This is a genomic window from Fructobacillus tropaeoli, from assembly GCF_016860625.1.
Classification (GTDB): Bacteria; Bacillota; Bacilli; order Lactobacillales; family Lactobacillaceae; genus Fructobacillus; species Fructobacillus tropaeoli.
On sequence record NZ_BOJU01000002.1, the window covers coordinates 348,794 to 375,127 of the forward strand.

The window sequence follows — 26,334 nt, forward strand, 5'->3', positions numbered from 1 at the left end:
AATTAATTTTTTTTAATATCTTTAATAAAATAATAAACAATAAAGCCGCCTATCAGTGCAGAAATAAGGTTGATAATATGCCAATATTTTGGAAGAAACATTTCTGCTATGATAGAAATTCCGACAACTACACCACCATTTATTGCACCAATGATGCCCGCTTTTGTTGATTTTTTCATAATTACTACCAATTCTCCCTTTCCCGTATTAAATAATCAAACTAGAAAAAAACTTACTCCTTCTACATTAACAAAGACTTAGGCGATTTTTGAATAGAACGGTCATAACAAAATATTAACTATTGCTTTTTCTTCGGTAACAAATATTTAATTGCATATAAAGCTGTTTGTGAGCCAATAGTTCCTGATATCATACTTTCGACTTAATCATATCCACTAAAAAAGGTGCACAGAATATTTTTCCCGTACACCTAATAAAATTGGCTTCAATGAGCTATTTTTCAAATCGCCAAATTAACTTCATTTTCAGAATAAAGCACAGCTTCACCACTCAATTTGGTACGGCCACCTTCACTATCACAATAAAGAACACCAGTTCGCGGTGAGGCCTGGTAAGCAGTTATTTGCTGCTTGCCTAGACGTTTTGACCAGTATGGTGCAATATGACAGTGACCGCTGCCACAGACAGGATCTTCTGCAATTCCTAGCTTAGGGGCAAATGACCGTGAAATGCAATCATATTGACCGTCGCCAATGGCCGTAGCATGTTGCAGCGTCCCGTCTAATTTCTTCAGCTCTTCCATATCAGGGGCCATTTCAGCAATTGCCGTGCCCTCTGGAAAGACACAAAGCAAATCACGGCCTAGATAGGCAGCTTCTGGCTGAACGCCATACGCTTTTACCATGGCATCTGTTACGGGAACCTCCTTCAAATCGTAGGCTGGGAAGTCCATTTCATAAAGGTTCCCTTTCTTTGTCACCGTCAAATCACCACTCATCGTATGAAATACAACGGTTTGTCCATTTTTCGGCGTTGCCTTTTGAAAGACCAAGAAACCGGTGGCCAAAGTAGCGTGGCCACAAAGATCAATTTCGCCTGCTGGTGTAAACCACCGCAAATCATAATGATTGTCATCTTTTTCAATGGCAAAGGCCGTTTCAGACAGTTTATTTTCCATGGCAATATTTTGCATCATTTCATCACTGGGAAAGTCGTCAACAAAGAGAACGGCCGCAGGATTCCCCCTAAAAATTTCGTTTGTAAACGCATCAACAACATAACTTTTGACCATGGTCATTTCCTTCCTAAACACAACTATTATCCCTTTTGATTTGAACCATTCTACCATGATTTAAATTGTTTTACTATATATTAAATTAGTGATTCCCAACATTCGAAGCGTTATGCCATACAAAAGGCCATCCAGAAACTGATTTCCGGGTGGCCTTTTTCACTGCTTTTAAATTGCTAAGTTCACTTCATTTTCAGAATAAAGAACTGCCTCGCCGCTTAGCTTAGTCCGCTTACCCTCATAATCACAGTGAAGGACACCTGACCGTGGTGACGCCTGGTAAGCAGTCAATTGGTGCTTACCTAGTCGTTCTGACCAGTATGGGGCGATATGACAGTGACCGCTACCACAGACAGGATCTTCGTTAATCCCTAACTTAGGCGCAAATGACCGTGATACACAATCATATTCATCATCCACGATGGCTGTAACATGTTGGGCCATCCCATCTAATTTTTTCAGCTTTTCCATATCAGGATCCATCTCAGCAATCGCTGTTCCTTGTGGGAAGACACAGACCAAATCACGGCCAAGATAGGCAGCATCTGGTCGGGCACCGTAGGCTTCCGTCATGGCTTCCGTTACAGGGATTGCCTTCAAATCGTAAGTTGGGAAGTCCATTTCATACAAGTCACCCTTCTTTGTGACCGTCAAATCACCACTCATGGTGTTGAAAACCACTGACTGCCCATCTTTTGGAGCCGCCTTTTGAAAGACTAAGAAACCGGTAGCCAAGGTAGCGTGACCACAAAGGTCAATCTCACCGGCTGGTGAGAACCACCGTAAGTCATAGTGGTTGTCATCTTTTTTGACAGCAAAAGCTGTTTCAGAAAGCTTATTTTCCATTGCAATATTTTGCATCATTTCATCACTTGGGAAATGATCAACGAAGAGGACTGCCGCCGGATTACCCTTAAAAATCTCACTTGCAAACGCGTCGACAACATAACTTTTTACCATGGTTGCTTCCTTTCCAAACACAATTCGAATTTCTTTAATTTGCACCATTCTACCACGGCCAAACTGATTTAACAGACATCACCTCAGCTTTCCTGACATCAATTAATTGTGTGTTCGAACTCCTGACATCCAAGCCTTTCTGTCACTTAACCTAAAAAGTGGACCGCATATTTGATATGCGGTCCACCTTTATTTTGAAAATCATTTTACCTAAAAACAGATATCCATATCTCTTATTTTTTGCTTACAAACCAGCCAATCATCCCAATTAGGGCAAATAAAATCCAATAATAGCGTGCCAAAAACTCCCAACCATTATTAATCGGTCGATATTGCCACTCGCGCCAGCGGTGATTTTCGTGCCAGTCTTTGTCAGCCTCATCTTCCTCAAAAAACTTTTTGGCACGGTCTTTCACTACACCAGTTAACGTTGATGATTGTTGCTGGCCAAATAGAACCTCTTCAACCGGAACCTGAAAGTAATCAGCAACTGATTGAATCTTAGCCAAATCAGGTGTGACCTCGCCAGTTTCCCACTTTGAAATTGTTTGTCTGGTGACATACAATTCGTTTGCTAAGCTTTCTTGAGATAAATTATGTTCTTTTCTTAAAGATAGTAAGTTCTCGTTAAAGGTAAATTCCATTGCGCCTCTCTCTTTCATTTCCATTAACTTCAGTATACTAATTTACCAAGAAAGCACTAGCAAAAGCGATTAGGATTTGCGCAATTTTAACGGGCATTTCGTCAATTACCAAGCGCAACCCTTCATATGAAAGGCTTTTGCCGTTAATTGAGCACAAAAGGTTCTCCATGTTCATCAAAAAAACGCCGCCCCTCAGGGCAGCGTTTTTCTGTCAAACGAGTAAGAACGTTGTGATCAACTTTGATTAATTTTTATGATGCAATTTCTTTCAAAACATTCTGTAGATCGTCTCCATGATGCATCATAAAGTCTGTCATTGTGCCATCAAAGTCAACTTTTTGATGGGCAATATGCGTTATGTGCGTTCGATCCGGAATTAACTCTTCAAATTGATGAGTTGTTAATAAAATCGTTTTCCCAGTTGCTAATTCTGAATAAAATAATTTCATTAATTGAGATACGTGATAGGGGTCTAAATTAGCGAATGGTTCATCAAACAAATAGAGTTTTCGTGGTACCTGTAACGAAGCCCAAATGATAATAAATCGCCGTTCGCCTCCCGACAAATTGCCAAATCGTGCTTCCATATTTTTAGAAATGATTTCAGGTAAATTCAAATGATTTACCAGGTCAACGCCAGCCATTTCTCCAAATAATTTTAACGTTGTTAAAACAGTCACTTCATCAATAAAGCTTGCACCTTGAGTTTGATAGATAATATCTTTTGCATCCGGAAAGCCAATAAATTCCGCCGGTCGATTTCTATCCAAATTAGATATTTTGTCCAGAATAACTGTTTTGCCAACGCCATTATTACCTATTAATAAATTTAACCGATTCGAATCAACTACAAAGGATCCCTGCCTAATTAATAATCGTTCACCCGCATAAATATCACATTTTTCTACTTTCATTATCTCCCCCTTAACCTCGCACATGAATTGAGGATACTGGAACTTTTTTAACCAAAATCAGACCCACAATAGCGATAACAATTATTGGTAACAAAACAGGCATCACAGTAGCCATGGATACATTGCCTTGATGATAAATTAGACTACCAACATCAATTGTTAGTGTGTACATACTAACCATGTTTAATAAGATATGAAGGAGAAAATTGTTGGTCTGCAGGCCTGATAAAGCCAAACCAACAATAATATAAGTTGTTAAAATCATTGGAATACTAGAAAGCTTCATCCGACTAATTAAAATAATTGTTGAAGCTAAAGAAACAATGATATCCATTACGACAGCAGTGGTCAGTAAAATCAGAATAACCAAACTATTAATTGAATGAGTGATTCCTTGATAAATAGCCACAATAGCTAAAACTTGCAAGAGGTTAGAAAATAAATTGACTACAAAATTAGCAGCAAAAATATATAATTTATTACCAACAATTGAAGTAAAAGTTTTTAAGAAATTTCGCTCTCTACTGATGAGCGTATTCATTACCCAACCATTAAGTACTCCGGTAACAACCATATAACCGACAAACGGTAATAAATCAGATAACTGATTTGCCGAACTAATTTGTCGATGGCTGTTCGACATAGTGTTTACTAATAAATACGCCAGTGGCATAAAAAATGAATAAACTAAGTCCATCTTGTTATCAAGCGCAACTTTAATTTGAAAGAAAATCAAAGCCTTTATTTTCTTTATCATCCCTTTTCTCCCAATAATTATAATGATAATCATCTAATATTAATATCATTATATTATCATATAATATTTGAAAGGGAAATTATTAATATTCATTCTAAAAAAAACGCCGCCCCTAAGGGCAGCGTTTTTCTGTCAAACTGATTTAATTAAACAGGTAAGAATACTTACCATAGCCTTCTTTTTCCAAGTCTTCCTTGGGAACAAAGCGCAAGGCTGCGGAGTTGATGCAGTAACGCAATCCGCCTTGTTCAGCTGGTCCGTCATTAAAGACGTGGCCAAGGTGTGAGTCGGCTTCCCCTGAGCGAACTTCCGTCCGCGTCATGCCCAAGGAATTATCAGTTGATTCTTTCAAATCAACATCATCAATTCCCTTGGTAAAGGATGGCCAACCACAACCAGAATCATACTTGTCAGTTGATGAAAAAAGCGGTTCACCGGAAACGACATCAACAAAGATGCCGTCGTTCCACCATTGGTCATACTTACCAGTAAAAGCACGTTCAGTAGCCGCATTTTGCGTCACATCGTACTGTTCAGGTGTTAAGCGTTGCTTTAATTCTTCTTGATCATACTTTGCCATGACTACTTGTCCCCCCAATACTTTGCTTGATAATCGTGTCGAGGGGCCATCATTGCTGCTTCACGCAATGGGTCCTTCTTATAGAAGTCTTGGTGGTATTCCTCGGCCTCATAAAATGGCTTGGCATCCTCGATTGACGTCAAGATTGGCTTGTCGAATCGACCTGATTCGTTCAATTCCTTCTTTGACTCCTCGGCAATTTGGCGCTGCTCAGGTGAGTTAACAAAAATTACTGGGCGGTATGAATCACCACGATCAGCAAATTGTCCAGTTGCATCGGTTGGGTCAGCTACTTGCCAATAAAGTTCAACCAAATCCTTGTAAGAGAACTTGTCAGGGTCAAACCAAATCTTTACTGCTTCGGTATGTCCGGTAGTATGGGAGCAAACTTCCTCGTAGGTTGGGTTTGCCACGTGGCCACCGGTGTAGCCGGAACGAACCTTTTCGATTCCTGGCAACGAGTCAAATGGCTCGACCATGCACCAAAAACATCCTCCAGCAAAAATTGCTGTATCTTGTGACATTGCAATTACCTCCTACATAACATTGTAAACAGTAACGAAAAATAGTCAATGGTATAGTTGTATTTTTATAAGTTTAAAGCCGGTCTTCAATCCATTGCCAAACTTCATCTTTTCCTGATTTAGTAACGGAAGAGAAAAATTGGAAATCAGAATTTTCAGCATCAAAATCAACTGCCTTTTTGATAATTGATTCAGATTGGTTTAATTTTCCGCGGGCAATCTTATCAGACTTAGTTGCGACCAAGAGGACCGGAATATTGTAATATGCCAGCCAATTGTACATCATGATGTCCTCTTCGCTTGGCTTATGGCGCGCATCAACCAAAGAAATCACACCACGAAGCTGCTTCCGAGAACTAATGTAGGTCTCAATCATCTGACCAAAGGCTTCACGCTTCTTTTTGGAAACCTTCGCATAACCATAACCAGGAACATCAACGAAGTAGAGCTTTCCCTCCACATCATAAAAGTTCAATGTTTGAGTTTTTCCAGGCTGACCGGAAGTCCGGGCAAAATTTTTACGATTAATCAGGGTATTCGTCAATGATGACTTGCCAACATTTGACCGACCGACCAAGGCAAATTCCGCCCGACCGTCCGTAGGATATTGGCTTGGTGAGACCGCTGACATCACCATTTCAACGTTATGAACGTCCATACTTAGTCCTTTTTATCTTTCTTCAAAACCAGCTCGGGTTCCTTACCAGACGTTACAGACGCCTTAGTGATTACAACCTTTTCAACATCATCACGACTTGGGATATCAAACATCGTATCCTTCATGACGTTTTCAATGATTGAGCGCAAACCACGGGCACCAGTGCCTCGTTCAATAGCCAAATCAGCCATAGCAGACAAGGCAGCAGGCTGGAATTCCAACTCAACGCCATCCAAGCCAAGCAATGCCTGGTACTGCTTAACCAAGGCGTTCTTTGGTTGCGTCAAAATGTGGGTCAAATCCTCCACGGTTAACTCATCCAAAACCGTGATAATTGGCAAACGCCCAATAAATTCTGGAATCAAACCAAACTTCGTCAAATCTTCCGGTTCAACATTCTTCAAAACATTTGGCTTATCCAAGGCCTTGGCCTGGTCTGATGTGCTTGAACCAAAACCGATTACTCGACTTCCCAAACGTTCCTTAATCAACGTATCGAGGCCAGCAAAGGCACCACCAACGATAAAGAGGATGTTGGTGGTATCAACTTGGATTAACTCCTGTTGTGGGTGCTTACGACCACCTTGTGGTGGCACGGAAGCAATCGTTCCTTCCAACATCTTCAGCAAAGCCTGTTGGACTCCTTCACCCGAAACATCACGGGTAATCGAAACGTTTTCTGATTTTTTAGCAATCTTGTCAATTTCATCGACATAGATAATACCACGTTGAGCAGATTCCACATCAAAATCAGCGGCCTGCAAAAGCTTGAGCAAGATGTTTTCAACGTCTTCACCGACATAGCCAGCTTCTGTCAACGTTGTTGCATCCGCAATGGCGAATGGAACTTGCAAAATCTTTGCTAATGATTGGGCCAAGTAAGTCTTTCCTGATCCAGTTGGCCCTAGCAAAGCGATGTTTGACTTTTGCAATTCAACATCCGTCGTCTTCAAAGCATTTTCATTCACGCGCTTGTAGTGGTTATAGACCGCCACCGCCAAGGTCTTCTTGGCATCTTCTTGGCCAATCACGTAATCGTTCAGATTCTCAACGATTTCCTTTGGCGTTGGCAAAGTCAACTGCTCAGACTGCTGGTCAACTCGCATCTCTTCTTGGATGATTTGATCAGCCAATGCGATACACTCGTTACAAATATATAATCCATCAGGACCAGCGACTAGCTTCTTGACTTCATCAGCATCCTTACCACAAAAAGAGCAGTGGACTGGAGTGGTTTCATTCGGTGTTTGGACCATAATATCCCCCTCTATATCGTCTTTCTCCGGCATTAGCACTCGCCTGCCGGCTTGTTCAACAAGAACAGCTGCCTAAATCAGTAGGCTATGTAAGAAAAAAAGCCCGACCGGGCTTTTTCACTGGCTTACTTCGCCTTGGCAGATGAAACAATCTTGTCAACGACTGCCTTCATAGCAATGTCGTGCTTCAACAAATCATCTGACAATGATTGCTTAACTTGTTCTTCTGAAATATTGTATTGATCAGCCAATGACTTAACTTCGGCAGCAACTTCATCAGCGCTTGGATCAATCTTTTCGGCCTTAACAATCGCTTCCAAAACCAAGTTTGTCTTAACGCGGTTGTCAGCACCTTCTTCAAATTGCTTGTGGAATGATTCCTGAGTTTGACCAGAAATCTGGAAGAACATTTCTGGTGAAATGCCTTGTTGTTGCAATTGAGCCAAGTATTGTTGCATTTGACGATCAACGTCTTCGTGGATCATCTCTTCTGGCAAGTTGCCACCAACAACTTCAGCATTGTCAACTGCGGCTTGCACAGCAGCATCTTCGAAAGCATCCTTAGCTGCTTCGTCACGTGCTTCTTGCAAGTTCTTCTTTGTCTTTTCCTTCAATTCAGCCAAAGTTTCAACGTCTTCATCAACGTCCTTGGCAAATTCATCATCCAAATCAGGCAATGACTTACGCTTGATTTCGTGAAGCTTTACTTCAAACAAAGCTTCCTTACCAGCCAAGTCCTTAGCTTGATATTCTTCAGGGAAAGTAACCTTAACGTCAACATCGTCACCGGCTACATGACCAACCAATTGGTCTTCAAATCCTGGGATAAATGAGCCTGAGCCCAATTCCAAAGAATAATCCTTAGCTTGTCCACCATCGAAGTGGTCGCCGTCAACAGAACCATCAAAGTCAATGACAACCGTGTCGCCATTTTCAGCCTTTGTGCCGTCTTCTTGCAAAACCAATTCAGCTTGGTTTTCTTGTTGGCGCTTGATTTCAGCATCAACTTCTTCGTCTGATACAGTGGCGTCTTGCTTTTCAACAGACAAACCAGTGTAATCACCCAACTTGATTTCAGGGGCAACGGCTACTTCGGCCTTCATTTGCCAGTCAGCACCCTTGTCCATTGAAACTGGAACGATGTCAGGGCGACCAACAACTGTGATGCCTTGTTCAGCAACAGCTGCGTCATAAGCGGCTGGCAAAACGATATCCATGACGTCTTGGTACAATGCTTCTTCACCAAACTTTTGCATGAACAATGACATTGGTACCTTACCCTTACGGAAACCTGGTACGGCAATTTGGTTCTTGTTCTTGTCAAATGCTGGCTTCAAGGCCTTTTGTACATCAGCTTGAGCAATTGAAAATTCTAGTGTACCGCGGTTTGCGTCCGCAGCAGCTGTCCATTTAGACATGTTAAATCCTCCAAAAATAAGTTCTATATAATTTTAGACCAAATGACTGATTTTATCAAGGCCAGCGACCAATATGCTCATGGCGATTAGCAAGTAATAGCAATGATTGATTGCCCTTCAACCAACTTTTGCTCAAAAACTAGACCAAAAAGACTATCCATCCATATTTTTTCATCCCCGTTGAACTAGCAAGCACCTACCCTCTGGCAGATTCTTCTAAATTGTTTCACATAAAAACCGCTATGTCCCTCTCACAAAGTCTAGCATAGCGGTCCTTTCCCATTCTTTACACCTTTCTAACTAGCCATTGATCTTCTGGCCATCATAATTCGACAAATTCACCTTCATCGTCCACACCCGCATCGTCAAATACGTTCAAATCAAAGACACGATTGAATTCTTCCATGTTGTCTGGATAATCGTTGCTACCCTCGATGGTCAAGACCTCCAATCCGTGATTGAAATAAATGCGCACACTCCACTGAGTCGCATCCATGACACTTTCATCCACGTACTTTCTCTCCCAGCTACCAACTCGAAGATCTTTCAAGGCCCGGAAGAAATCAGTCTTAGCCATCAATCGCTCACTTTTAAAGTTTAAATCATCCGTTTCTTCCGTCCCCATTTTGACAAAATAACTAGAAGCGATGAGGTCATCCCCAACTACAGTAAAGGTATTATTCTGCTGTCCCCACATGTAGTCACCAGTTATAACCTCCATCTTGTCGATCGTCTCAATTTTATGATTAAAGCCGGCTTCACGCAGGTCAGTTTCCATTAAAGGATAGGATCCGCCATGAGAAATCAGTTCCGCCTTTTTCTCAATCAATTGTTCATAAACCTGGTCTGATTCCATTATTTGCCCGTCAGTCCGTAATAGCTCCTCTGGTGCAAAGCCCACAAGACTCCGGCGTGATTGGCGCATTTTTTGCCAGTAATCTTGAATTTCTTCAATTTCACCGACCAGGTCATCGTTTTCATGGCGATGGTTATATTCATGAAAAAAGTCTTCTATTCTCATCTCTCTAACTCCCCTAACTCTCGCTAACTCGAATTAGGTTCATTATATGAGAATCAAAAAACGACTCTTTTATTTTTTACATGCAAAGCGGTTACATTTTAAAGACAATTATTATTGGCCAAAATAAAAAGCCAGACAAAAGTCTGACTTTGATGAGTGCACTCCCTAAAAGATGTTTTAGCTTTCAGAGTGTGCATCGCTTTACTGATTTTTATTCGGGCAAATTAGCTAAGTCCACAATGGCTTGACCGTAGATTCCCATTGAACGAACAAGGTCATCAACCAAGGCAAATTCGCCAACCTGGTGCATCGTATCTGGTGAGTCAGGGAATAAAGCCCCAAAGGCAACCCCGCGGTCCATCAAGCGGCCGTAAGTCCCACCACCAATCACTTGGTCATGTGCTTCTAGGCCAGTTTGGTCGTGGTAAATGTTCAACAAAGTCTTAACAACTGGATCCTCAGGTGAAACGTAGTGTGGCACCTGAGCATGGCCACCAATCTTGGCTGAGTAATCCCAGGCTGGCATTGCCTTTGCTAACTTTTCCTCGATAAATGCTGGTTCGATACCCTTTGGATAACGGAAGTTAAAGTTGATGTAAACGCCCTTTTCCAAATCGAACTTTTGGATTCCAACGTTCATTGACAAGGCACCCATCACGTCGTCAACATGGTTGACACCTAATTTTTGACCAGTTGGATCATCGTGTGACAAATCACCCAAGTAAGCTAGGAAGTGAGTAGCTGTGCCACCAAAGTCATATTGCTTCAAGAACTTTGCCAAGTAAGTTCCGGCGTTTTCACCCGTTTCAGGCAAAGAACCGTGGACCTGCTTACCAAAGACTTCAAAGGACAATTGGTCCCCATCTGTTGTCACCGTTCCAGACACCTGAGGGTTATCAGTCAAGAAGGCTGCAAAATCAGCTTCCACCTGGTCAGCGGCAAGGCCCGATACCGCAGCGCGGGCAACACCCGGCACCATGTTCGTCCGAATTCCTGATTCAAATGAAAGCAACTGGGCATCATCCCCGTTCGTTGCTGGTGAAGTGATGTTCACCTGCAAGTTTCCCTTTTCACCGTTAATAATTGGATATTCGGCATCAGGGGAGAAACCAAAGGCTGGTGCTGGTTCAACTTCGAAGTAGCGCGTCATGCCAGTCCAATCGTTTTCTTCATCAGTACCGAAAATCAAGCGGACACGACGCTTCAATGGCAAGTCCAAATCACGAATCATCTTAAAGCCGTAATAGGCAGCCAAACCAGGTCCCTTATCATCAGATGCCCCACGGGCAATCACCTTACCGTCTTCAATGACGGGATCAAACGGATCTGTTTCCCAACCTTCACCAGCGGGCATAACGTCCACGTGAGAAAGCAAGGCGACATATTCATCAGCATCCTTGGGACCAATTTCAATGTAACCAACCAAGTTATCAATGTTCTTAGTTGTAAAGCCATCTCGGTCGGCCAAGGCCAAAATATGAACCAACGCATCCTTAGGACCAGGTCCCAACGGTGCATCCGCCGTCTTCTTGCTATCGTCACGAACAGAAGGGATTTTCAAAAACTCCTTCAAATCAGCCAAGTAAGCCTGTTCTTCTTCCTTAGCTTTTGCCTGCCAATCAATCATCAAAGACCTCCTTGTGGGAAGTGACCAAAGTCGCTCTCACCTTTTTCATTATTTTCTCATTAAGTTATTTTCATTATACACATCTTAGGCGTAAAATGCTTAGCAGAGAGGTGAAAAATGATTAAATTAACTGAGAAAATCGTGCAAGAAGTCATTCAAGTTCGACCACGCCAATCGCATAAGGGCACTTTCGGCAAAATTTTAATCGTCGCGGGTAACCAAAACCTAGGCGGGGCAGCCATCATGAATGCCCAAGCCGCCATTTACGGTGGTGCTGGTTTAGTCACGGTGGCCACCGACCCCGTTAATAAAACCGCCCTCCACGCCCGCTTACCAGAGGCCATGGTCGTTGACTATCATCAAGACCTATCGGATTTAATTGCCGGCGTGGACGTCGTCCTCATTGGTTCTGGTTTAGGAAATGAATTAACCATTTTAAAGCAAGCCCTAAAAGAACTCACCGACAAGCATAAGGTGATTTTGGATGGATCAGCCTTGACCATGATGGCACAGGAAAATCTGCCCCTACCAAAGGGCCAAATTATCTTAACGCCCCATCAAATGGAGTGGCAACGTTTTGGTCAAGTCGCCATCGCTGACCAAGCAAAAGAAGACAATAATTGGGAGGCCCTTGTTGCCATGAATCCTGAACCAATTTTGGTTTTGAAGTCTGACCAGACTCAGGTATACTTGGAAAATGAGCTTTACCAACTGACGGTTGGTGGCCCCTACCAGGCAACTGGCGGCATGGGCGATACGCTAGCTGGCGTCATTGCGGCCTTTGTAGCTCAATTTCAAGACACAAATAGAGCCGTTTTGGCAGCCGTCTACAGTCATTCAGCAATTGCAGAGCGTTTAGCGGACACGGCCTACGTCACCTTACCAACCGAAATTGCTAAGGCCCTCCCGGCCTTCATGAAGGAAATGGCGGACCAAACCCCAACGCTCTAACCAACATTTACCAAAGTGGGTTCACTCTCAACTAAAATCAGCAAAGGATACTGAGACATAATGAAATTTATTTCGTGGAATATTGACTCCATTAACGCCGCTGTCGAACACAGTTCAGATCGTGGCAAGATGACCTGGGGCGTTTTATCTGATTTGGCTGCGCAAAAGCCAGACGTCCTCGCCATCCAGGAAACGAAACTCAAGGACTCTGGCTTAACTAAAAAGCACCTCGCCGCCTTGACTGAACTCTTCCCGGATTATCACTTTTACACCAACTCATCAACAGCCAGAAAGTCTTACGCTGGTACCATGATGATTGCTAAAGAAGAACCAGTTGCCGTTGACTACCCAACGATTGGCGCCCCTGGTGAAATGGATCAAGAAGGACGGATTGTCACCCTTGAATACAAAGATTTCTTTGTTTCCACGGTCTACACCCCCAATGCCGGTTCAAAATTAGACCGGCTTGAGGACCGTCAGGCATGGGATGATGCCTACCGGGCCTATATTGATGGTTTGAATGAAAAAAAGCCCGTCATCTTTTCCGGTGACTTTAACGTTGCCCACGAAGAAATTGACCTGAAGCATCCAAGCACCAACCACCATTCCGCTGGCTTTACAGATGAGGAACGCGAAAAGTTTACCTTGTTGCTGGATGACGGTTACACCGATACCCTGCGCGCCAAGAACCCTGGACAAGCAGATATCTATACATGGTGGGCACAGCGAGTTAAAACTTCTAAGATTAATAACTCTGGTTGGCGGATTGACTATTACTTAGTTTCAAACCGGATTGCCGATCAGGTTCAAGATATCAAGGTTGTTGATACCGGTGCCAGACAGGACCATGCTCCAATTGAATTGACTATCGACCTATAACAAATAAAGCCCTCATCGGTGATTGCTCACTGGTGAGGGCTTTTATCAAAAAATAAGTTATTCTTTTAAAAATGGACAAGATGCACTTTGATGAAGAACAACTGTATCGCTTAGAAAAATTTAAAAGGGGCCGCTACTGTGTATTCGAATAACGGCCCCTTTTGTAATGCTAATTGTTATTTATTGTTCGAATTGTATCGGTGAGATGCACTTTCTTTTTCAAATCCTTTTGAAAATTAGAATCATCGCTCGCACCTATTTTGGATGTTTCTTGTTGATATTTTTCAAAAGTCTCCAGGTCTCCTCGAACAAGCGTGCTAACTTCGCTTGCAGGAACAATTCGGCTTGTTTTGACATAACTGCCCTTATGATAAGCCATCACATAGGGTTCTACAACGCCAGGATTTTCACCAGTTGATAGCGTTAACTTTGTCCAAGAGGTGCCCATTTCATTATCAGAATACCAAGCTGTCCATTCACGTTGGCTATCTTTCTTTGTTAAAGCTGGCATTTTTGTATAAGAAACTTGATACGTCAAAAACGGGTTCCAACGATCAATTGTCGCAACACCTTTTGAATAACCAAAAACCAGCACGCTAATCCAAGCACCAAAGAAGACAAAAATCGTTGCCAATATAATCGTTAATTTTTTATAGCGTGTTTTTAATTTCACCTCCCGATCAATTGCCGTCGCCATATCTTGCTTATTTTTCATTGTGTTTTCTTCTCCAAACATAATTTGTTCGAAAGACACATCAAACAAAACACAAATGCTTCTCAAAATTTCCAAACTAGGATAATTCTTCCCATTTTCCCAGGTCGACACAGTTTGACGACTGACGTGTAGAATATCAGCTAATTCTTGCTGGGTCATTTTCTTACTTTGACGAAGCCTTTTAATGTCTTGCTCAAAACTCATGTCTTTCACCTTTAATTTAGAGAATTTACTCTTATAAGACTAGCAAGAAAGACTATCATTCGTAAAGCAAGTTATACTTGCACCATGGCTATTAGTGTCCTTCTGTTATATTCGTCAGCAAATATAGTGACCTCTTTTTTGATATAATTAAAAAAAGAAAATAAGGGAGAAAAGTATTGACTCAACATAAATTCGCTAAAATTATCATGATACTTATACTAATTGCTGAACTCTATTGGCTATTTTTTGATTTCGTATCAGAAGGTTTTTGGGGTGCTGTTATTCCATTTTCAGCAGTCATTTCGAACTGTTTTTTACTTCCAGCGGTCTTTGGAAAAAAATCTAATGATAATTCTCAAAGATAATTTTTATTCAGAGAGTGTAAACTGGAGAGAATTTTGAAACAATATTTGAAGAAAAACTTTTTATTTTATTTGATGAGTACAACTGTGTACTATGTGCTTACTTTTTTTGTGCTTAAGATAATTAATTTTGGATTGATCAAGAGTATTTTAGCGATAGTAGTGTATTTTTTTGTTTCATTATTAATGGGTTATTATTTAGATAAACGCGTTCATAAAGATTCTCATCAAAGATAATTTCACAAAAAGCCCACAATCCTGATATTCACCAGGTTGTGGGCTTTTACTTTTTATAAGACGTGTTATATCAACTAGTTATATTGATTAGGTAACGTTCTTTTACCTGGTCCTCAATAGTGTATCTAGCGTCCAAAACACCATGGTTTTTTAAAATGATTTTTTTAGAATTTTCATTAGAACTATTACAAGTCAATACAGCTTGACGAATACCTTTTTCCCTTAATTTTTCAAGGCCTAATCCCAGTAACTGATTACCATACCCTAACCCTCTAAAATCAGGACTAACTCCGTAGCCAATATGACCACCTTCAATCATTAAATTTTTAGTCAAATCGTATCTAATTTGAACACCACCAACAATTACATCATTAGCAAATAAAAAAAGAGTTTCTGCTGGAACAAACTTACCGTCCTTATTCAACTTGTCTTTTTTTAGTTTTTGAACAAAGTCGGGGAAAGTTTGATTAGTAAATGAAGATGTTGGCACCATCTTTTCCTTCCAAGAGTTTTTATAATTTTTGTAGGCAATTTCATCACGCATTGTTAATTTTCTCAGCTGCATAAGTCTCCCCTAATTCATGTTTAGCTTATTCTATCAAACAGTCACTGTAAATAAACTAATCTATAACCACTATAAAAAAACATATTATCTATTTATTTAAAGAAAATAAATTATTTTTCATGAGCCAACGGCGATACCGCTGCTCCTACCCCAGCACTTGCCCTTAATACTCCTGCTATTAAGATGACCCAAGCCATCGAAACACCTTGATTTAACAGTAAACCACCAAACCAAGATCCAACCGGAATGGAAGCATAAGAAACCATTCTAGTAACAGAAACAACTCGACCTAGTTGGTCACTCGGAACGGTACGTTGTCGCAGTGTGAAATAAGTGATAACGTTGATTGTGCCAAAGAAACTAACCAATCCTAAAATAACGCCAATATAAATGTAATTGGTATTGATCAACAATAAAAGTGTACTTAATCCCGCTAACACTGTGCTGATGGATAGTAGCACCCCAGATCGAAATCGCTCAACAATTAATGAACTGACTGGTCCAGCTATTAATGCGCCGACGCCACCTATAGATAAGGCAATTGTTGCATCTATCAGCGGGTATCCTAATGCCTTCGTCATATAAAAAATATAGTTGGCCTCAAACATATTAAGAGCAAAATTTGTCATAAAGAACATCAAAGATCCGCTAAAAATAACCTTTTGTTGAAAACTATATTTAACACCATCTAAAATGTCCTTTTTAATAGTGTTAAGCGTCATTTTTTTCGTGTGCCCTTTTTCAGTCTTTGGTAAAGCATATAAAATGCAAGCCGAAAGGATAAAAGAAAAAGTATCAAACCAAAGCGCATTGATACCCCCTATTAGCATGATAACACTGCCACCTGCTAATGGGCCTACAATGGTTAATGTATTATCAATTGTTTGAATCAATGCATTCGCTTTTACATAATCGTCTCGTTTTATAATTTCTGGAATAATACTTTGAAAGCTTGGGTGAATTAACGGATCAACAGAAGCTAACAAAAATACAACTAGGTATAAAAAGGTAAAATTAATGTTCTTTATACTTAAAGTAAATAAAAGAAAGCAACTAAAAATTGATGCAAAGATATTACCAACAACTAATATTTTTCTTTTAGAATAGCTATCTGCCAATACACCCCCTATCAATGAGAATAAAACCCAGGGTATAAATGATATGCCAAATGCAGTCGCCGCGTGGTAAGCCGAACCAGTTTTTGACAAAACAATGATTGGTAAGGCAAGGCGATACATCCAATCCCCTAAAGTAGAAACTAAGAAGCTCAACCACAACAGGTGAAAACTTTTTTTCTGAAAACTAAGCATTCATCAACCTCTTTCTAAAAGTATGCCCTAATGATAGAATACGCATATCAGAAAGAGACAAAATGTGCATATAGGTAAAATTATGGCTGAAATCGGTGAAGTTTTTAAGACATTTCGAAAAGGAAAAAATATCACTTTAAAAGAAGCAAGCAGTGGCATTGTTTCATATACTTTTTTGTCTAAATTTGAAAGAGGATTGACCGATATTTCCTTCATGCACTTACTAGAATTGTTGGATAGGATTAATGTTCAACTTTCAGAATTTGAATTCTCTTATCAAAAATCAAATAACTATCTAAATGATTTTCTACCCTCCCTACAAAAAGCCTACCAATCATCCGATATTGATTCCTTAAATGATCACCTACGACGATGGCAAAATAAGTCTGATAAATTCTCCAAGCTACAAGCAATCCAGATCAAAATGATGTTAACGACTCTTGGTAAAGCTACCATTACTGGAGATGAAATTAATACTCTACAAAATTATTTTCAAAGTATCACCAACTGGACATTCTTTGAACTTTATCTTTTTGGGCATGCAATCCCTTTTCTCGAAGAAAGATTCATGTTAAATTTATTTTTAGAACTGCAAAAAAAGGCCATATTATATGACCTTTTCAGATATGACAGTTTCTCAATGCTCTTTTATATTTACAATAATATGATTTTACATATGCTTGAACAGAAAAATGCGGTTGTTGCCCAACAGCTCTTGGATAATCTAATTTCTTACTTTCAAAATCAGGAGAGAGACTATTACCATCGGGCACGGTTATTGAATTTAAAAGGACTGACTCTATACACTGGTGACAATAAAGAAAGCGGATTAATGCTTATTAAAAAGTCCAATGTCATTACTTTTTTAATACATGATGATGCTCAATTTGTGCTGAATGAAAAAAATTATTTATCGAAATTTTTAAGTAAAGATGAATTAGAGGATGTTTTCAAATTTAAAAATGTAGACTTAACTCATTTAAATAGTTTTGATTGAATTAACGTAGAAAAATTAGTTAGATAACTACTTTTGATAATTTGGACATAATAAAACTCCGAAATCTGTCTAAATTTCGAGGTTAATATCAATTCTGGAGACAATTTCTTACTTTTTTGAAATACTTTCTGTGAGCTAATTATTAAAAAAAACGAGAAGAGGTATAGAATTGTTTTCGTATTGGCTTCTGTAATTCCCTAGCCTTTTTTTGAATTGTATCAATTAGGTTTTCAATGGTGTTTTCTTCGTCGTATTGATGGACTTCTGATTTTTGAATAGTCAATATGACCAAGGTATTCTTCTTTGAAAGGTCAATAAAAACAATCTGATAATAGTCGTCTTGATTGATGACACCCCAAGAATAGTAGGAATTTTTTTTAATAAATAAAGTCGACGATAAAATAGAATTAGCGATTAATTTTTTATTTTGAGACAGCCATTCATCTACCTGAGTTTTAGTTGCTATGTCAATGATTTCATTTTCTGTCTTTGTTATCCGATCAATGCGGTGAAAAAAAAGAAATATAAAGAAAAAGAAAGCATCTTCCATTAAAATCGCAATCAAAAGTAAATCTACAATCAAAAACAGGTTCGGATTGATAACATCATTTAATTGGAGAGAATTGACTAAATAAATCGAATGAATGAGCCAAATGCTCCCACAAATAAGAGGAATGTATAGTGCAAAACGCCATTTTTTACTATGACGTTGTTTTTTTCGAAGATCTGATTTAATTGCTAAAAAGCTCTGCATTGCTTGTCTCCTTTATAGTCACCATTCTAATTGTTTATGATTATTGTTATTAGTTTTTGATGTAAAAAATGAACGATACATGCGAATAACTAAATAATGGTTTGTTATACTTTTTTGCTCTGATTTTAGCTTTTGTAATGGTTTTTTCTATTTTATCTTTTTCTGGGCATTGATTTAGTTGTTCTTTATCAATCTCGCAAACAATTAACTGATTATTCTTATAAAAGTCGATAAAGACCATATAGTATGTGGTTTTTAATTCAAGAACACCCCAAAAAAAGTAAGGTTTTTGTGAGGAAGGATAAAAAATGTGCTTCATTATGCGAAGTGCTTTATTTTTAGTCCAGTCATTGATTTGGCTAATCTTGTTAATTTCATTAATATCATGGAGATGAACTATGTTCCTCTGGAATGATAATTTAATGGTTTTTCGAATCCTAAAAATGTTCTTAGTTGAAAATATCAGCAGAATGTATAAAAAGCTAATTAAAACGAGATCCCTAAATATTTCAATGTTCATTTTATTCTGAATAACTAATGATAGATCCAAATATAGAAGTGGCATACACCAAATAATTGCAACCAGAGCAACTAATATTTGCCATTTTAAATTTTTCTTTGCTCTTATCTTGAGTATCTTATTAACTTCTATTAATTCATCCATGAGTAGTTATCCTTCTGTTAATTTTTTAGAGACTTGCCAAAGATCCAACTGAATAAGTAATAATGGCTGAAAAAGAGCGTTTAAAAAACTCGCCTGCAAAGGAGTCAAAGTAGACATAGAAAACTTATTCAGGATAGGAGTTAATGACATAACTGCAACGGAACTTAAATTAAGCCATATCTCATTATTAATAGTTGCTGTCTTGACCACCTTCTCATTTTATACCCCAATAATTTAACTTTTCAAAAGTATCCGAATATATCTATCTTACCAAAAAAGCATTTTTCAAGAAAAGATTATCTTTCATGAGCTAACGGTGAGATTCCAGCTCCCACCCTAACCCCGCTCTGAACATTCTTGCTATTAAAATTGCTCGAATATAAATATAAAAGAATATAATATATACTATGATAATATGATTCAAAATAATATAAGGAGTTCTATGCATGAAGGGACAAGATGTTATTCTAGGTTTGCTGATGAAAAAAAGCTTATCTGGATATGAAATTAGGGATTTTATTGAAAATAGATTAAGCCATTTTTTTGATAGCAGTTTTGGCATGATTTATCCAACATTGACAAAACTCGAACAAAATAACTTAGTGACAAAGAAAACCATATTGCAAAATGACCGACCTAATAAAAATATTTTTTCAATCACACAAAAAGGAAAAGATAGCTTTTTAGCTTCTCTTCAAAATGAGCCTAAACCCGATCAACTAAAATCAGATTATTTAATTCACTTTTATTTTGGGGAATACCTTGATAAAGAAGCACTATATGTACTTACGCAAAAGCAAATTAAACAAGTGAAGGAAAAGCTGAGTTCGCTAAACTATAATCTAAAGCATTGGCAAGAAAGTGGTATGACTGAAGAACAAAAAATGACATACGACTACGGTATAAAGTTTTACACCGGTTCTTTAGAAATCCTAGAAAATGAGGCAGAAAAATTAGAAAAAAACTTGTCTTGATTTATACAAAAAACAAACAATACAGTGTCGGATTCCATTAAAGTAATGGAATCCGACTTTTTGTTATGAACTTGTAAATCATTTTAGACTAATGGCCACTTCCAATTTATATTAATAATGTTAATATAAACATTATTAATATAAATGGAGAAGTTACTATGTTTAAAAAATATTCCCTTTCACTAGTATTTATCCTAGGTATTTTTATTTGTATGTTAGATACCACAGTGATGAATGTTGCACTCCCTCAAATTAGTAAAACAATTCATACGGATTTAGACACTTTATCTTGGGCGCTAAATGCTTATACAATAATTTTTGCATCTTTCACAATTCCTTTAACGAGAGTTGCTGAGTTTTTTAATAAAAAATATTTTTTCTTTTTTGGAGCTTTATTATTTGGAATTGGATCGTTAGTTTCCGGGTTCTCGACAACTTTTGTGATTTTGTTATTTGGTAGAATCTTGCAAAGTTTTGGTGCCGCAATACTCTTCCCACTATCGATGTCCATGGGAATTGAATTAATACCTGGTAAAAATCGTACGAATGTTATCGCTATTTTAGGTGTGACACAAGGATTAGCATCCGCAATGGGTCCAACTTTTGGAGGCGTAATTACAGAATACTTGAATTGGCATTGGATTTTTTTCATTAATGTTCCGTTGGCTTTGCTAATTATCTTGTTGGGCGCCCTCACTTTGAACGATGATGACATTATTCAAGAAGATCTACAAAGCATCGATTTTCTTGGTTCATTGTTAGGTATTATCATGTTGTCTTCTTTTACCTCAGTACTAATTGAAGGTAGAACTTGGGGGTGGTCATCAATCACGACACTTGCTGTTATCGGTTTATCAATCGTATCCTTCATCATTTTTATGATTACGGAATCTAAGTCGCGTAACCCAATTGTTCCATTATCGCTATTCAAAGACCGCAATTTTTCAGGAGCATCCTTAGTTATTATTTTAAGCAATCTATTTTTAGTTGCAGTAACGGTTCTTTTGCCCAATTATTTTGTTAATGTGGAAAATCTAAGCACATTAAATGCTTCGTACATGATTACCCCTATCACCTTCAGTATCTTTATTGCCTCCCCTTTTGCTGGTTTCTTGTTAAAAAAGGTCGGTACAAGATGGTTAATTTTTAGTGGATTTATGTTTATGGCAATCGGTTATATTTTTTATGCCGACTTCAATGCTTTAAAGAGTGTTTTATTCTCTTGCATTAGTGGTGCCTTTGTAGGTATTGGCTATGGTCTAATTACTGGTCCAATAACTGTTATAGCCGCCTCTGACTTTAAGGGGGCACAATTAAGTAATGCACAAAGTGTAGTCAGTGTCTTACGACAAGTTGGAATTTCAATGTCAGTAGCTATTTTTGTCAGTGGACTTTATGTCAATTTATCATCAGCAGAAAAGAACACTATTAAATACTCCGATAATGCTATTCTAGCAATGAATTTACCAAGTAACATTACTCAGAAAATTCAAGAACAAACGACTCGATCAATTGCTTCTCAAAACCTAAATTCTAAAAGTACTCCTAATCTTCCTGCTAATAGTATGATTAGTACTCAAATAAGCGAAAACAAGAAAAAAATAGAAAAGTATGCGAAAAATGCATATACATTTGCCTTTAGCAACTTATATCAAAAAGCAGTTCCCTTCATCTTCTTAGGAACTACTACCATCCTTTTCTTTTCAAGAAGAAAAAAGTATTGAAATAACATTCAACAAAAAGCTTATGATAGGAGCTCCGCAATTTGGACAAAAAATTCGGGAGTTCTTATCGATTTTAATAGAAGATATAGACTCTATAAAGGTAAAATTGATAGATTATCAATAAACAGACTCTTAACTTGTTTTTTTGCATAAAGAGAAAATATTATGCTAGAAAGTAATTTTAACTAAAACGCTTTATTTTCATCAAACGAATCCATTCTCAAGTCTAAAAAATAAAATTTCGATAAAGACAAAACCGTCTCCAATTTCTGGAGACGGCTTTTTACTCTTATTGAAAGATTTTGTGAGCTAACTATTTAAAAAAACGGACAGATCCATATAGATGCTTAGATATTGGTCTTTCCATTCTCTTAGCCCTTTTTTGAACTGTATAAATTAACTTTTTAATGGTTTCTGCTTCGTCGTATTGATTTATTTCGGATTTTTGAATAGTCAAGATGACTAAGGTATTCTTTTTTGAAAAATCAATAAAAATAATCTGATAATAATCGTCTTGATTGATGACACCCCAAGGATAGTTCGGCCTTTTTTTAGGGGGGAATGGTGGCGATAAAATAAAATTAGCGATTAATTTTTTATTTCTAGAAAGCCACTCATCTACCAGTATGTTAGTTGTTATGTCTATGATTTCATTTTTTGTTTTTGTAATCCAATCAATGCGGTGGAAAAAACTAACTATAAAGAAATTTTGAACATCGAGCATTAAAATTAAAATCAAAAGTAAATCCACAGGAAAAGTCAAATTTTTATCAATAGTAGGCGACGCCTGGAGAGTTCTTACTAAATAAATGGCCCTAATAGTTAAATAAATAGAAGCAGCGTATAGTACGAAACGCCATTTTTTACTATTACGTTGTTTTTTTCGAAGATCAGATTTAATTGCTAAAAAGCTTTGCATTACCTGTTTCCTTCCTGGAGATGGTTTCTTATTTTTGTTGAGATATTTTCTGTGAGCTAATTGTTGAAAAAACGATCAGCTGCCATTAATTGCTTCGCTATTGGCATCTGCGTTATCTTAGCCCATTTTTTAATTTTGTAAATTAGCTTTTCAATGGTGTCTGCTTCATCGTATTGTTTAATTTCTAATTTTTGAACAGTCAATATGACTAAGGCATTCTTTTTGGAAAAATCAATAAAAATAATTTGATAATGATCGTCTTTGTTAATTACGCCCCAAGGATACTTAGTTATTTTTTTAGATACTAGAGTCACCAACAAACTAAAATTAATTAACTTTTTATTTTTAGAAAACCATTCATCCACTTGATTTTTAGTTGCCACTTCTATTATTTCATTTTCTTCTCTTATTATTCGATCAATACGATAAGCAAAAATAAAAACAGAGAGCACTACTAAAACATCTACAATCAAAACCTCACTAATACCAAGAATATCAACTAACTGAATACCCTTAGGTGAATAAAGAATAGGGATAAATGTACTATTCCAAAAAATCATAAATATATATAGTACGATACGCCATTTTTTACTCTTGCGTTGTTTTTTTTGAATATCCTTTTTTATCGCTAAAAAGCTTTGCACGACCTGTTTCCTTCCTGGAGACGGTTTTTATTTTTGTTGAGATATTTTCTGTGAGCTAATTATTTAAGAAAAGAAGTAGATGCATAGAATTGTTTCCGTACTGGTTGTTGTAACCTTTGAACCTTTTTTTGGATTGTATAAATTAAATTTTCAATGGTATTTGCTTCGTCATATTGAGTGATTTCTGATTTTTGAATAGTCAATATTAATAAGACGTTTTTCTTTGAAAAATTGATAAAAATAATATGATAGCAATCATCTTTATTGATGATACCCCAAGGATAGTAGGCCTTTCTTTTGGGAAATAGGATTGGCGATAAAATATAATTAGCGATTAATTTTTTATTTTGAGAAAACCATTCATCTACCTGGATTTTATTTGGTATGTCTATAATTTCATTTTCTTTTTTTATTATCTGATCAATGCGATGAAAAAAAAGAAACATAAAGAAAGCTAAAACATCTTCTACTAAAAGTACAGGGAAAATCCAGTTAATATTGATAATACCATATGAAGGAATGGACAAAATACTCAGAAAAAGAAGAGGAATGTATAGTGAAAAAAACCATTTTTTACTATTCCGTTGTTTTTTTTGAATATCAGATTTAACTTCTAAAAAGCTTTGCATTATCTATTTCCTTTATAATCGCCATTTGACTATTTATTTTCATTCGTATAATAACAATGACGCTGCTTTCATTGCGGCTAAGACTACAGCTACATTTTTATTAGTAGCGTCATCATTTTTTTCAATTCTTTATCGAAAATCCCGAAGGGATAACATTTCATAAAAGAGGAATTTTTTCTGCTCGACGTCTATTGTAGCATAACCAGACTTAAGCTCCGTAAAGTTCACAGTAGTCGATTTCACAAAAAAAACACACCCCGTGTCTCTCAATCCATAGGTGTTTGCTTGGCATAATCGAACATTGTGTTAACTTGCTGTTTATCTCTTCTTGTGATAATTATTATCAAAAAAGGTAGTGAAAAGGTTGAAAGCTAACATAGTGCCTCCAGTAAATCTTATGATAGTAGCAGTATCATTATTATATTGCGTTAAAAGATAAAGTGCTAATAGCGTAAATAATAGACGTATTAAGATATCTATTATTAAAAACATAGTTTTCATTATTGGAACCCTACTTTCCTTTTTGCGAATATTGAATAACATACATAAATTCAACACTTCATAGCGTAACAAGCGAATATTGGCCTTTTAATTAATAGTTCCATATATTAGTTGTTTTTTAGTAGATAAATTCCTACTGGTAATATTGTAAAAATCGGATAAAAATCAAAAAAATTATATCTGTTACTAATTATGTTATTACCTACAACTAGAACAACAATAATGAGTAGCAACGTGCCATATAAATGATTCATTTTGGCAGAAGGGTTTTCACTATTTTTATATAAAACTTTCTTACCAATTAGATTGATTACTAATGTCAGTAAAACAAAAATAATGAAACTGTATATAATCATGTCTCATCCTTTTCCATCTCAAATATTTATTTTAAACTCCTCCTACGGTAACAAACAAATATTGACTTTGTGAATAACAACGTAATAACAAAATATTAGTTTTCATTTGTCATTTAGTAACAAATATTCGATAATAAGATTTTTTATATTTTTTTCATTATTTTAAAAGGGCTATAATTCTCTAGGCATCACTACTATTATTTTTATAGCTTTTAAATAGTAAAATTAATTGAACTTATTTTTAACAAAAAAGCTTACGATTTTAGATTGTAAGCTTTTTCTGTTGCGTATTAATAATTCTCAGCTCCGTTTTTCACTTTACGTTACAAAAAATGGAGGATATCCCACTATCACCAGTTTTTATCGAAGTCTTACTTATTTATCATCACTATACAAACGGGGTATTCTTTTATTATTAAATAAAAGAAACATGTGAAACCAGGGATACATTTTTATACATGGAATACTAATTAACCAGAGTATAGTGTCCCGAAGGTTCCACACTGTAAGTATCTGCTGTCCCCGAACCTCCATCTGACCGATAAGATTTAACAATCGACTGTACAATAAAATTATTTGGGTGACTATTATCATTAAATACTTCAAATCCAAAAGTATTTAAATCTACTCCAGCAGACTTATAAGCATCTTTAATAACATCAATAGCTTCCTGTCCATTATGAACTGTGTGCCCCTGACCCTCTGTTGGTGTGGTTGGTTCATTGGAGGAATTGGATTTACTAATACTCGTTGTTTGTTCAAAAGCGTTTGAATTAACAGCAGAGGATGTTGAAGATTCACCACTATTGTGTCCCAGATTACTTGTGTTAGTAGTAGAGAATGTTGAATCTGAACTAACACTCATATGCCCAGTATTACTTGAATTAACAGCAGAAGAGACAACTGACTTCTGTTGAGACCCATGATAGTCTTGTGAAGAACTAGCTTTAAAAACTAGGAAGGTTCCTGAAACAAGAACCAAAAAAATGACAACAACTGTAATTAACTTTTTCATCAAATCTCCATCTATCTTAAAATGATACTTATTCTACAAAACATCAATGATAGTCTATCTGATTGAGAATAGATATGCAAAAAAATCAATATCATTGCCTTCCAATCCGAGGTAAAGTCGTCTATCTTTTTCGTAATCATCGCAAATGGGTAATGTTGACTTCTATATTGATCACCATAGTTGATGAAATACATTGAATTAGCATCATATGACTTAACATAAAAAAGCAGATTCCTTTTCGAGAAATTTGCTTTTTTATCTTTTCATAAAGCATGTTATATCAACTAGCTATATTGATTAGATAACGTTCTTTTACTTTATCT

The 26,334-nt window shown here is 37.2% G+C and carries 27 protein-coding genes and 1 pseudogene; 5 read left to right on the forward strand and 23 right to left on the reverse strand.

The features are described 5' to 3' along the window. Window positions 1-2 precede the first annotated feature (2 nt). The 13 genes from FT12353_RS03690 to pepV all read right to left on the reverse strand — a co-directional run bounded on the left by FT12353_RS03690 (window position 3) and on the right by pepV (window position 11,614). A complete protein-coding gene (locus FT12353_RS03690; RefSeq protein ID WP_158531853.1) occupies window positions 3-179 on the reverse strand; it encodes a hypothetical protein in 177 nt (58 codons plus the stop codon). A gap of 281 nt (window positions 180-460) precedes the next feature. After that, the gene (locus FT12353_RS03695; RefSeq protein WP_203618486.1) at window positions 461-1,252 is read right to left on the reverse strand and encodes a PhzF family phenazine biosynthesis protein; all 792 of its coding nucleotides are present in this window, start codon (window positions 1,250-1,252) and stop codon (window positions 461-463) included. A gap of 168 nt (window positions 1,253-1,420) precedes the next feature. After that, window positions 1,421-2,212, reverse strand: coding sequence for a PhzF family phenazine biosynthesis protein (locus FT12353_RS03700; protein WP_203618488.1), 792 nt, complete (start codon window positions 2,210-2,212; stop codon window positions 1,421-1,423). Window positions 2,213-2,445: 233 nt separating this feature from the next. Next, the gene (locus FT12353_RS03705; protein WP_059393262.1) at window positions 2,446-2,856 is read right to left on the reverse strand and encodes a helix-turn-helix transcriptional regulator; all 411 of its coding nucleotides are present in this window, start codon (window positions 2,854-2,856) and stop codon (window positions 2,446-2,448) included. Window positions 2,857-3,107: 251 nt separating this feature from the next. Then, complete coding sequence (locus tag FT12353_RS03710) at window positions 3,108-3,770, reverse strand: ATP-binding cassette domain-containing protein (protein ID WP_059393263.1); 663 nt, start codon at window positions 3,768-3,770, stop codon at window positions 3,108-3,110. 10 nt (window positions 3,771-3,780) lie between these two features. Beyond that, complete coding sequence (locus FT12353_RS03715; protein ID WP_059393264.1) at window positions 3,781-4,527, reverse strand: hypothetical protein; 747 nt, start codon at window positions 4,525-4,527, stop codon at window positions 3,781-3,783. Between the two features lie 142 nt (window positions 4,528-4,669). Then, complete coding sequence (gene msrB, locus FT12353_RS03720) at window positions 4,670-5,107, reverse strand: peptide-methionine (R)-S-oxide reductase MsrB (protein ID WP_047975548.1); 438 nt, start codon at window positions 5,105-5,107, stop codon at window positions 4,670-4,672. Window positions 5,108-5,109: 2 nt separating this feature from the next. After that, window positions 5,110-5,631, reverse strand: a complete 522-nt coding sequence (msrA, locus tag FT12353_RS03725; RefSeq protein ID WP_059393265.1) for a peptide-methionine (S)-S-oxide reductase MsrA — start codon at window positions 5,629-5,631, stop codon at window positions 5,110-5,112. Between the two features lie 73 nt (window positions 5,632-5,704). Beyond that, a complete protein-coding gene (gene yihA / locus FT12353_RS03730; protein ID WP_203618490.1) occupies window positions 5,705-6,289 on the reverse strand; it encodes a ribosome biogenesis GTP-binding protein YihA/YsxC in 585 nt (194 codons plus the stop codon). 2 nt (window positions 6,290-6,291) lie between these two features. After that, window positions 6,292-7,545, reverse strand: coding sequence for an ATP-dependent Clp protease ATP-binding subunit ClpX (gene clpX / locus FT12353_RS03735; protein ID WP_059393267.1), 1,254 nt, complete (start codon window positions 7,543-7,545; stop codon window positions 6,292-6,294). A gap of 125 nt (window positions 7,546-7,670) precedes the next feature. Beyond that, complete coding sequence (tig, locus tag FT12353_RS03740) at window positions 7,671-8,963, reverse strand: trigger factor (protein WP_059393268.1); 1,293 nt, start codon at window positions 8,961-8,963, stop codon at window positions 7,671-7,673. A gap of 322 nt (window positions 8,964-9,285) precedes the next feature. After that, on the reverse strand, window positions 9,286-9,984 hold the full coding sequence (locus FT12353_RS03745) for a hypothetical protein (RefSeq protein WP_059393269.1): 699 nt from the start codon (window positions 9,982-9,984) through the stop codon (window positions 9,286-9,288). Between the two features lie 211 nt (window positions 9,985-10,195). Continuing rightward, window positions 10,196-11,614, reverse strand: coding sequence for a dipeptidase PepV (gene pepV, locus FT12353_RS03750; protein WP_059393270.1), 1,419 nt, complete (start codon window positions 11,612-11,614; stop codon window positions 10,196-10,198). 114 nt (window positions 11,615-11,728) lie between these two features. On the opposite strand from pepV, the gene FT12353_RS03755 reads away from it, so the two are divergent. Both FT12353_RS03755 and FT12353_RS03760 read left to right on the forward strand, forming a co-directional pair. Then, window positions 11,729-12,562, forward strand: coding sequence for an NAD(P)H-hydrate dehydratase (locus FT12353_RS03755; RefSeq protein ID WP_059393271.1), 834 nt, complete (start codon window positions 11,729-11,731; stop codon window positions 12,560-12,562). A 60-nt stretch (window positions 12,563-12,622) separates the two neighbouring features. After that, a complete protein-coding gene (locus FT12353_RS03760; protein WP_203618492.1) occupies window positions 12,623-13,441 on the forward strand; it encodes an exodeoxyribonuclease III in 819 nt (272 codons plus the stop codon). Window positions 13,442-13,610: 169 nt separating this feature from the next. Here the strand turns inward: FT12353_RS03760 and FT12353_RS03765 are convergent, their stop codons facing one another. The 3 genes from FT12353_RS03765 to FT12353_RS03775 form a co-directional block, all read right to left on the reverse strand. Then, window positions 13,611-14,360, reverse strand: a complete 750-nt coding sequence (locus tag FT12353_RS03765; protein WP_203618494.1) for a helix-turn-helix transcriptional regulator — start codon at window positions 14,358-14,360, stop codon at window positions 13,611-13,613. A gap of 669 nt (window positions 14,361-15,029) precedes the next feature. Beyond that, window positions 15,030-15,524, reverse strand: a complete 495-nt coding sequence (locus tag FT12353_RS03770; RefSeq protein WP_203618496.1) for a GNAT family N-acetyltransferase — start codon at window positions 15,522-15,524, stop codon at window positions 15,030-15,032. Between the two features lie 110 nt (window positions 15,525-15,634). After that, on the reverse strand, window positions 15,635-16,834 hold the full coding sequence (locus FT12353_RS03775) for an MFS transporter (RefSeq protein WP_203618498.1): 1,200 nt from the start codon (window positions 16,832-16,834) through the stop codon (window positions 15,635-15,637). A gap of 82 nt (window positions 16,835-16,916) precedes the next feature. Here FT12353_RS03775 and FT12353_RS03780 point away from each other — a divergent pair, with 82 nt between their 5' ends. After that, the gene (locus FT12353_RS03780; protein ID WP_059393327.1) at window positions 16,917-17,831 is read left to right on the forward strand and encodes a helix-turn-helix domain-containing protein; all 915 of its coding nucleotides are present in this window, start codon (window positions 16,917-16,919) and stop codon (window positions 17,829-17,831) included. 142 nt (window positions 17,832-17,973) lie between these two features. On the opposite strand, the gene FT12353_RS03785 is transcribed toward FT12353_RS03780, so the two are convergent. The 3 genes and pseudogenes from FT12353_RS03785 to FT12353_RS08640 all read right to left on the reverse strand — a co-directional run. Then, entirely contained in the window at window positions 17,974-18,585 is a 612-nt protein-coding gene (locus FT12353_RS03785; RefSeq protein WP_203618500.1) for a hypothetical protein, read from the reverse strand. A 49-nt stretch (window positions 18,586-18,634) separates the two neighbouring features. Further along, on the reverse strand, window positions 18,635-19,249 hold the full coding sequence (locus tag FT12353_RS03790; RefSeq protein WP_059393277.1) for a hypothetical protein: 615 nt from the start codon (window positions 19,247-19,249) through the stop codon (window positions 18,635-18,637). A 51-nt stretch (window positions 19,250-19,300) separates the two neighbouring features. Beyond that, window positions 19,301-19,399: pseudogene (locus FT12353_RS08640) on the reverse strand (DMT family transporter); the annotation flags it as partial. 296 nt (window positions 19,400-19,695) lie between these two features. On the opposite strand from FT12353_RS08640, the gene FT12353_RS03795 reads away from it, so the two are divergent. Beyond that, window positions 19,696-20,223: a PadR family transcriptional regulator gene (locus FT12353_RS03795; RefSeq protein WP_203618502.1), complete on the forward strand. Its 528-nt coding sequence runs from the start codon at window positions 19,696-19,698 to the stop codon at window positions 20,221-20,223. A gap of 158 nt (window positions 20,224-20,381) precedes the next feature. Then, the gene (locus FT12353_RS03800) at window positions 20,382-21,947 is read left to right on the forward strand and encodes a DHA2 family efflux MFS transporter permease subunit (RefSeq protein WP_203618511.1); all 1,566 of its coding nucleotides are present in this window, start codon (window positions 20,382-20,384) and stop codon (window positions 21,945-21,947) included. 313 nt (window positions 21,948-22,260) lie between these two features. Here the strand turns inward: FT12353_RS03800 and FT12353_RS03805 are convergent, their stop codons facing one another. The 4 genes from FT12353_RS03805 to FT12353_RS03820 all read right to left on the reverse strand — a co-directional run bounded on the left by FT12353_RS03805 (window position 22,261) and on the right by FT12353_RS03820 (window position 26,011). Beyond that, window positions 22,261-22,866 (reverse strand): hypothetical protein, encoded by a 606-nt coding sequence (locus tag FT12353_RS03805; protein WP_059393279.1) that lies wholly within the window; start codon window positions 22,864-22,866, stop codon window positions 22,261-22,263. 56 nt (window positions 22,867-22,922) lie between these two features. Continuing rightward, the gene (locus tag FT12353_RS03810) at window positions 22,923-23,510 is read right to left on the reverse strand and encodes a hypothetical protein (protein WP_059393280.1); all 588 of its coding nucleotides are present in this window, start codon (window positions 23,508-23,510) and stop codon (window positions 22,923-22,925) included. A 59-nt stretch (window positions 23,511-23,569) separates the two neighbouring features. Further along, window positions 23,570-24,139, reverse strand: a complete 570-nt coding sequence (locus FT12353_RS03815; RefSeq protein WP_203618520.1) for a hypothetical protein — start codon at window positions 24,137-24,139, stop codon at window positions 23,570-23,572. A 1,323-nt stretch (window positions 24,140-25,462) separates the two neighbouring features. Next, a complete protein-coding gene (locus FT12353_RS03820) occupies window positions 25,463-26,011 on the reverse strand; it encodes a hypothetical protein (protein WP_059393284.1) in 549 nt (182 codons plus the stop codon). Window positions 26,012-26,334 lie beyond the last annotated feature (323 nt).

Excerpts from the sequence above, each read along its gene's own strand:
- FT12353_RS03690 (WP_158531853.1), bottom strand. The coding sequence starts at position 179 with ATGAAAAAATCAACAAAAGCGGGCATCATTGGTGCAATAAATGGTGGT.
- FT12353_RS03695 (WP_203618486.1), bottom strand. The coding sequence starts at position 1,252 with ATGGTCAAAAGTTATGTTGTTGATGCGTTTACAAACGAAATTTTTAGG.
- FT12353_RS03700 (WP_203618488.1), bottom strand. The coding sequence starts at position 2,212 with ATGGTAAAAAGTTATGTTGTCGACGCGTTTGCAAGTGAGATTTTTAAG.
- FT12353_RS03705 (WP_059393262.1), bottom strand. The coding sequence starts at position 2,856 with ATGGAATTTACCTTTAACGAGAACTTACTATCTTTAAGAAAAGAACAT.
- FT12353_RS03710 (WP_059393263.1), bottom strand. The coding sequence starts at position 3,770 with ATGAAAGTAGAAAAATGTGATATTTATGCGGGTGAACGATTATTAATT.
- FT12353_RS03715 (WP_059393264.1), bottom strand. The coding sequence starts at position 4,527 with ATGATAAAGAAAATAAAGGCTTTGATTTTCTTTCAAATTAAAGTTGCG.
- msrB (WP_047975548.1), bottom strand. The coding sequence starts at position 5,107 with ATGGCAAAGTATGATCAAGAAGAATTAAAGCAACGCTTAACACCTGAA.
- msrA (WP_059393265.1), bottom strand. The coding sequence starts at position 5,631 with ATGTCACAAGATACAGCAATTTTTGCTGGAGGATGTTTTTGGTGCATG.
- yihA (WP_203618490.1), bottom strand. The coding sequence starts at position 6,289 with ATGGACGTTCATAACGTTGAAATGGTGATGTCAGCGGTCTCACCAAGC.
- clpX (WP_059393267.1), bottom strand. The coding sequence starts at position 7,545 with ATGGTCCAAACACCGAATGAAACCACTCCAGTCCACTGCTCTTTTTGT.
- tig (WP_059393268.1), bottom strand. The coding sequence starts at position 8,963 with ATGTCTAAATGGACAGCTGCTGCGGACGCAAACCGCGGTACACTAGAA.
- FT12353_RS03745 (WP_059393269.1), bottom strand. The coding sequence starts at position 9,984 with ATGAGAATAGAAGACTTTTTTCATGAATATAACCATCGCCATGAAAAC.
- FT12353_RS03755 (WP_059393271.1), top strand. The coding sequence starts at position 11,729 with ATGATTAAATTAACTGAGAAAATCGTGCAAGAAGTCATTCAAGTTCGA.
- FT12353_RS03760 (WP_203618492.1), top strand. The coding sequence starts at position 12,623 with ATGAAATTTATTTCGTGGAATATTGACTCCATTAACGCCGCTGTCGAA.
- FT12353_RS03765 (WP_203618494.1), bottom strand. The coding sequence starts at position 14,360 with ATGAGTTTTGAGCAAGACATTAAAAGGCTTCGTCAAAGTAAGAAAATG.
- FT12353_RS03770 (WP_203618496.1), bottom strand. The coding sequence starts at position 15,524 with ATGCAGCTGAGAAAATTAACAATGCGTGATGAAATTGCCTACAAAAAT.
- FT12353_RS03775 (WP_203618498.1), bottom strand. The coding sequence starts at position 16,834 with ATGCTTAGTTTTCAGAAAAAAAGTTTTCACCTGTTGTGGTTGAGCTTC.
- FT12353_RS03780 (WP_059393327.1), top strand. The coding sequence starts at position 16,917 with ATGGCTGAAATCGGTGAAGTTTTTAAGACATTTCGAAAAGGAAAAAAT.
- FT12353_RS03785 (WP_203618500.1), bottom strand. The coding sequence starts at position 18,585 with ATGCAGAGCTTTTTAGCAATTAAATCAGATCTTCGAAAAAAACAACGT.
- FT12353_RS03790 (WP_059393277.1), bottom strand. The coding sequence starts at position 19,249 with ATGGATGAATTAATAGAAGTTAATAAGATACTCAAGATAAGAGCAAAG.
- FT12353_RS03795 (WP_203618502.1), top strand. The coding sequence starts at position 19,696 with ATGAAGGGACAAGATGTTATTCTAGGTTTGCTGATGAAAAAAAGCTTA.
- FT12353_RS03800 (WP_203618511.1), top strand. The coding sequence starts at position 20,382 with ATGTTTAAAAAATATTCCCTTTCACTAGTATTTATCCTAGGTATTTTT.
- FT12353_RS03805 (WP_059393279.1), bottom strand. The coding sequence starts at position 22,866 with ATGCAAAGCTTTTTAGCAATTAAATCTGATCTTCGAAAAAAACAACGT.
- FT12353_RS03815 (WP_203618520.1), bottom strand. The coding sequence starts at position 24,139 with ATGCAAAGCTTTTTAGAAGTTAAATCTGATATTCAAAAAAAACAACGG.
- FT12353_RS03820 (WP_059393284.1), bottom strand. The coding sequence starts at position 26,011 with ATGAAAAAGTTAATTACAGTTGTTGTCATTTTTTTGGTTCTTGTTTCA.